Below are 6,340 nucleotides of genomic sequence, written 5' to 3'. Positions count from 1 at the left end.
GTCCCAGGTGGTGCCGTCGTCGAACTGGAACGTGCCCTTGTAGGCCAGGGGGTAGTTCTTGTTGGTCTCGGCGTAGACGTACCAGTTCTGGAAGGTGACTGATCCTTCGGGGTGGGTCAGCAGCAGGTGGTTGCCCGTGCGGGTGACGGTGACGTCCTGGGGTGCCAGGCCGGGGGGCATCGTCACGATCGAGTCGTTCCCGGTGTCGGCGATGGTGTCGTTGCCGGTGCTCAGCACGTAGGTGTCGGTGCCGGCGCCGCCCGCGAGATGATCGTCACCATCACCGCCCACGAGCATGTCGTTCGTCGCGCCACCACTCAGGACGTCGTCGCCCCCGTTGCCGTACAGCACCGTCCTCGTCGCGGTCGTCGAGAGCCGGTCGGGACCCTCGGTGCCGAACACGGCGATCCCGGCTGCACCCGTGATCGCCTGGTCGAGCGCAGGCGACACCTTGCCGACGGTCTCGCGGTAGGAGCTGAACCCGTGGACACCCCCACCGTGCAGGTACTTGAGGTACCGAGCGACGTCCTGCACCAGTCGGAGCTGGTCCGGGTGTTCGGATCCCATGTCGAGGACCACCGCCGAGATGTGATCGGTGTCGAGCGAGCCGTCCTCGCGCACGAGGTAACCGTTCAGGAGCGGCACAGCGGGCAGCAGGTGCATCCGGTAGAGGAGCTCGCTGTAGTAGACCTCCATCAGCTGTCCCCAGGCGGCGTTGAGCAGCTGCCCGGCAGGCGCGTTCGGGTTCGTCCCGTTCCTTCCGACCCACGGCTCGCCGATGACCTTCTCGATCGCAGCGAGGTGCTGGGCGTTCACGTTGCCCCCGCGGGAGTTCGGGGCGACCTGGTCGCCACCGGTGACGGTGAGCAGCAGTCGCTCGACCGCTGCGTTCCGCTCGTCGACGTCTGTCGTCGCGTCGAACTCCTCCACGAGGCCGCGGACCGTGCCGCTGCCGTCGGCCGCGATGGCGCGGTGCAGCGACGGGATGTTGCCGATCGCCGGGATGTTCGGCACGTCGTCCAGGCCGGCGAGCGCGTCCTCGTCGCCGATCCCGAGCTCGATGGTGTCGTGCAACCGAGACTGCACCCAGTACTCCGCAGCCTCGATCACCCGCCCGTCGGACAGTGACACGTTGGTCACCCGCCCGATCAGGACGCCCGCCTCGGTGAGCTCGTTGAGGTCCTCGCCCTCGAGCTCGATGGCGGTGATCCCGTGGTCCTCGAGTGAGCTCAGCTCGCCAGGATCGGTGCGTCCGGGGTTCGTCCGGTCGTCCCAGATCAGCAGCTCGTCCCAGGCGTCGTCGGCCGGGGTGATGGCGCCGTCGCCGTCGGAGTCCAGCTCGGACAGGGCCTCGAAACCGCTGGTCGCGCGCGTGCCATCGACGAGCCGGGTGTGGTCCCCGAAGACCTCGAGGCCGTTGTCGATGATGCCGTTGCCGTTGAGATCGCGTGCCAGGATCACGTCGTCGTCCTGGACCCAGTTGATCTTCTCGGCGAAACCGTTCGCGTCCAGGTCGAAATGAGTGCCGTCCGCCAACCCGGTCGGGGCGAACCCGTCGTCTGCCATGTCGAGGACGATCGGGTCTCGCGGTGCCGGCTGGACCGCTCCGCCCGCCTCCTCCGAGAGCGCATGGATAGCAGCGGCCCGCTGCCCGATCACGCCTCCCATGATCCCGTCGGCGAACCACATCACCGCGAGACCCACCCCGAGGACCCCGGCCTCGAACCCGAGGACGAGCCACCCCGCACCCGTGAGCATCGCGAACGCGCCCCCGATCCCCATGGACAACCCGAAGCCGAACCCGAAGGTCCGCATGTTGTGCTGCATCATGGCGCGGGCCTCGTCGACGCGTCCCTGGTGGAACAGGTCGATCGAGTCGCCGAACGCCGTCGCCATCTGGCCGGCGAGGTACACCGTGCTGACAACGCCGAGCGCGTTGCCCGCCGCGTTCGCGACGGGGAGGTATCTCGAGACCACCGTGCGCACCGTCGGGCTCTGATTCCCTTTCGGGGCGGCGGCTGCCTCCGTGAACGCCTTCGCCACAACCCGGCTCTCGTACTGTGCTGCCGGCGATGCCTGGAGGAACTTCGGGGCCTGCGGATTGTTGTTGCCGAGCCACTTGACGACGGCCGCGTCGTCCGGGAGGCCGATGACGACGTGGCCCGGGCGGAGCGTGCCGCCACCAGAGGGAACCTGACCGCGTGGGCCCGCACGGATCACCTCTACCGCGTCGTCCGCACCCTTCGCAGTGACGATGTCCAGCTCCGCGACGAACCGCGAGCTCTCGTGACCGACGATGCGGGCGATCTCGTCGACGTTGCTGCCGAGCTCGCGCAGTGTCGACATGGGGATCGATCCGATGTGCGTAACGTGGGGGTTGCGCAGCAGCGCGGGGAGCTCGGTGCGGAAGAAGACGCCGTTGGTCTTGGGGTCGCTCGCCCATCCGGGGAGCAGCGGGATCACTCGACCGCGCGCGTTCGAGACCAGGCGCTCGGACACGGCGTCGTCGAGGGCGAGGCCCAGATCGGGGGCGAGCCTCGACCCGGACCAGCCGTAGATCCGTTCGACGAGGTCGATGTCGTTGCCGACAGCGGCGCTGATCGCCTTCCGCAACTTCTCGTCCGAGATGGCGGCGCCCGCTGGGGTGGAGCTGATGAAGTGGTAGGGGCCGGTGTTTGCTAACGCTTCCGCTAGCTTCCACGCCGGGATGTCGTCGACGACTCCGGTGTAGACGATGAGCGACGTGTCTGCGCGTGGCGGCGTGACGCCGAGATCGAGGATCCGTTGACGCACGCCTGAGACGAATTCGTCGAGGGCCGAGCCGCTGACGGGCGTGCCGTGCTCGCGCGCGAACGAGTCGACCCACGACGTGATGGCGCCGGCAGGGCTGGCTGCGCGAGCGGTGGTCGGAGTGACCCCGATGCACGCCAGGAGCGCCAGGACGAGAACGGTGACGATTCGATGTCGGAGCGCGCGACTCCGAGCGTCGAGAGGTCGTCCGATGTCGACCAGGGTTGGCGCGGCGGTCACCGGGTCTCCACCGCGATGTCAGGTGTACCGGCGAACTGAACCGAGAAGTCCGTCCGTCCACGGGAGTGAAGCGCTGTCAGGCCGGCTCGGATCGCGCCCCAGACCTCGTCCGGTGAGCGGCGGGCCGCCAGGGAGGCTGTGATGAAGACCCGGCTGATCACAAGACGCGTGAAGCGCGGACTGGACAGTTTCGCCACCGGCGGGCTCTGCGCGAATGCCAGGTCGATGCCGTCGACGAGCACCCAGCACTCGGGGATCTCTGTGTGCAAGCCTCCACCGACCTCCAGGAGGAACTGCCCAGCGGACCTGTTCACTGCCCCGTGCGAGTCGAGTTCGACGAATTTCGAACCGGGACCCCGAGTGTTCGGGATGTGGAGTGACTCGATGAACTCCCGGTCCTCGGCGGTGGTCTCTTCCCACACGAACGTCATGGCGTCGCTCCCTCTCGGTCGGTCGTGGCCGTGGTGGGGATCGCCGAGTACCGCACGGAGTGCGACGTGCGTCGGGTGGCGCCGAGTCCTGGACGCGGCGGTGCCGCAGTACCGAGCCGACGCGCGGTGGCCCCGGCCCTGATCGTGGGGCGTGACGCAGTCGGACAGGCCACCTACCAGCAGATATGAGTGCTCGCTGTGCGTACTTGAGCGGCGAGGGCAGCGGAGCCACGTGGCACACACGGGGGTAAGCGCGACATCTGGCGCGCCGCGGTGAGTCGGGCGCTCCGTCCTAGGTAGGTAGTCAACGTCGTCAGTTCGGCGTCATGAGACGATCGCCGCTGCTGGCGCCGACAGTGCGCCGCGGCGCGGCCTCCGCCTGCTGGTCGCGCCGGTGCGGCGGCAGTCATGGGTACGGAGGACGCGCCTCACGGCCTGAGCGGTGTAAGCGGGGTTTGCGAGGAAGCGCCTTGACGAACGGGTGCTGAGGAAGGCGGGACGATCAGCCTCGTCGTCGTGAGGCGACCATGCCGGATGACCACGAGCTGCGTCGACATCGAGCGCAGGGGCTCCTCCCAGCCGCCCGCCCTCCCGCATCGAACCCCGGGGACGCCACGAGGGGCGCCTCCCTGACGGGAGACGCCCCTCGCTGCGTGCTGACCGGGAGCAGCCGATCAGACGTCGTAGTAGAGCTCGAACTCGTGCGGGTGCGGGCGCAGCCGGATCGGGTCGATCTCCGCGGACCGCTTGTAGTCGATCCAGGTCTGGATGAGGTCCGGGGTGAACACGTTGCCGGCGGTCAGCCAGTCGTGGTCGGCCTCGAGGTTGTCCAGGACCTCGCCGAGCGAGCCCGGGACCTGCTGGATGAGCGCGTGCTCCTCCGGGGGCAGCTCGTACAGGTCCTTGTCGACCGGCTCCGGCGGCTCGATCCGGTTCTGGATGCCGTCGAGGCCCGCCATCAGCATGGCCGCGAAGCACAGGTACGGGTTCGACGACGGGTCCGGCACGCGGAACTCGATGCGCTTGGCCTTCGGGTTCGAACCGGTCACCGGGATGCGGATGCACGCGGAGCGGTTGCGGGCCGAGTACACCAGGTTGACCGGCGCCTCGAAGCCCGGGACCAGGCGGTGGTAGGAGTTCACCGTCGGGTTGGTGAAGGCCAGCAGCGACGGCGCGTGCTTGAGCAGGCCGCCGATGTACCAGCGGGCGATGTCGGACAGGCCGCCGTAGCCCTTCTCGTCGAAGAACAGCGGCTTGCCGTCCTTCCACAGGGACTGGTGCACGTGCATGCCCGAGCCGTTGTCGCCGAACAGCGGCTTCGGCATGAAGGTCGCGGTGCGGCCGTCGGCGTGCGCGACGTTCTTCACCACGTACTTGAACAGCTGCACCTTGTCCGCGGACTTGGCGAGCGTGTCGAAGCGGTAGTTGATCTCCGCCTGGCCGGCGGTGCCGACCTCGTGGTGGGCGCGCTCGACCTCGAGGCCGAGGGCGTCCAGCTGGAGCGAGATCTTGTCGCGCAGGTCGGCGAAGTGGTCGACCGGCGGGACGGGGAAGTAGCCGCCCTTGTAGGGCGTCTTGTGGCCGAGGTTGCCACCCTCCTCGACGCGGCCCGTGTTCCAGGCGGCCTCGATGGAGTCGATGGAGTAGAACGCGGCGTTCTGCTTCGTCTCGAAGCGCACGTCGTCGAAGATGTAGAACTCGGCCTCGGGGGCGAAGAACGCCGTGTCCGCGATGCCGGTCGAGCGCAGGTACGCCTCGGCCTTGGCGGCGACCTGGCGGGGGTCGCGGCTGTAGGGCTCGTCGGTGTACGGGTCGACGATGTGGAAGTTCAGCACGAGGGTCTTCTCCGCGCGGAACGGGTCGACGAACGCCGTCGTCACGTCCGGCAGGAGCTTCATGTCGGACTCGTTGATCGCCTGGAAGCCGCGGATCGACGACCCGTCGAACATCTGGCCCTCGACGAAGAAGCTCTCGTCCACGGACGCGGCGGGCACGTTGAAGTGCTGCATCACGCCGGGCAGGTCGCAGAACCGGACGTCGACGAACTTGACGTCCTCGTTCTTGATGAAGGCCAGGACTTCCTCTGGCGTGCTGAACATCCGCTGCTCCTCGGGTTGACGTGCCCTCACCGGGCTCCGACGAGGTTAGGGGTGCCCAGTTTCCCTGCGGTGTACCGATTGTTTCGCCCGTGTTACGTGACCCCGGATCCGTGTTGCGGGCACGTGACGCCGCCCGCCCGGGTGCGCACGCCGGCCGGTTACCGTTGACGCATGGTCGATCGCGAGGACGTCGGTTCGTGGCTCGAGGGCCCGCCCGTGGGGAACGGCGGTGCGCCGAGCGGCAGCCGACTGGGGCTGCCCGCCACGGGGAGCGGCTCGCTCGCGCCGCTCGGACGCCGGCTGATCGCGCTGCTGATCGACTGGTTCGCCTGCCTGGCGATCGCCAACGTGTTCCTGCCCGCCGACGCGCAGCAGCTCGGCACGCTGGCGGTGTTCGCCGTGGAGAACGTGCTGCTGGTCGGCACCGTCGGCGGCACGCTGGGGCACCGGCTGCTCGGCATCCGGGTGCGCCGGGTGCGGCCGCCGCAGACGCTCCTCGAGCGCCCCGGCGCCCCGGTGGCGGACCCCGGCCCGGACGCGCCCCCGAACCTGCTGCTGGCGGTGGTCCGCACCGTCCTGCTCTGCCTCGTCATCCCCGCGGTGGTCTGGGACGCCGACGGCCGCGGCCTGCACGACCGCTCCGCGGGCACGGCGATCGTCCGCCGCTGACCCGCTGACCGGCCCGCAGCCACTCGTCGAGCGGGCAGCTGATGTCCCCTCGAAGCCCACGGTGGGGACATCAACTGCCCGGCCGGCGAAGCAGGCGCGGAGCGTGCGGGG

Annotated in this window: 3 protein-coding genes and 1 pseudogene; 1 reads left to right on the top strand and 3 read right to left on the bottom strand. The window is 69.0% G+C overall.

Annotated elements, in window-relative coordinates; genetic code table 11:
• The 3 genes and pseudogenes from G6556_RS20195 to glnA form a co-directional block, all read right to left on the bottom strand.
• A pseudogene (locus tag G6556_RS20195) lies at window positions 1-3,030 on the bottom strand (hypothetical protein); the annotation flags it as partial.
• Window positions 3,027-3,461 (bottom strand): hypothetical protein, encoded by a 435-nt coding sequence (locus G6556_RS09105; protein WP_166940581.1) that lies wholly within the window; start codon window positions 3,459-3,461, stop codon window positions 3,027-3,029. The gene G6556_RS09105 and the pseudogene G6556_RS20195, both read right to left, overlap by 4 nt.
• A 674-nt stretch (window positions 3,462-4,135) precedes the next feature.
• Window positions 4,136-5,560 (bottom strand): type I glutamate--ammonia ligase, encoded by a 1,425-nt coding sequence (gene glnA / locus G6556_RS09100; protein WP_166940579.1) that lies wholly within the window; start codon window positions 5,558-5,560, stop codon window positions 4,136-4,138.
• 171 nt (window positions 5,561-5,731) lie between these two features.
• Here glnA and G6556_RS09095 point away from each other — a divergent pair, with 171 nt between their 5' ends.
• Window positions 5,732-6,229: an RDD family protein gene (locus G6556_RS09095; protein ID WP_166940577.1), complete on the top strand. Its 498-nt coding sequence runs from the start codon at window positions 5,732-5,734 to the stop codon at window positions 6,227-6,229.
• Window positions 6,230-6,340 lie beyond the last annotated feature (111 nt).

Source organism: Cellulomonas sp. IC4_254 (genome assembly GCF_011603975.1).
Taxonomy (GTDB): Bacteria; Actinomycetota; Actinomycetes; order Actinomycetales; family Cellulomonadaceae; genus Cellulomonas.
The sequence above is the reverse complement of the archived record's forward strand: the minus strand, read 5'-3'. Positions and strand labels throughout refer to the sequence as shown.

Bases quoted from the DNA above. Each gene is read 5' to 3' on its own strand.
- G6556_RS09105 (WP_166940581.1), bottom strand. From the start codon at position 3,461: ATGACGTTCGTGTGGGAAGAGACCACCGCCGAGGACCGGGAGTTCATC.
- glnA (WP_166940579.1), bottom strand. From the start codon at position 5,560: ATGTTCAGCACGCCAGAGGAAGTCCTGGCCTTCATCAAGAACGAGGAC.
- G6556_RS09095 (WP_166940577.1), top strand. From the start codon at position 5,732: ATGGTCGATCGCGAGGACGTCGGTTCGTGGCTCGAGGGCCCGCCCGTG.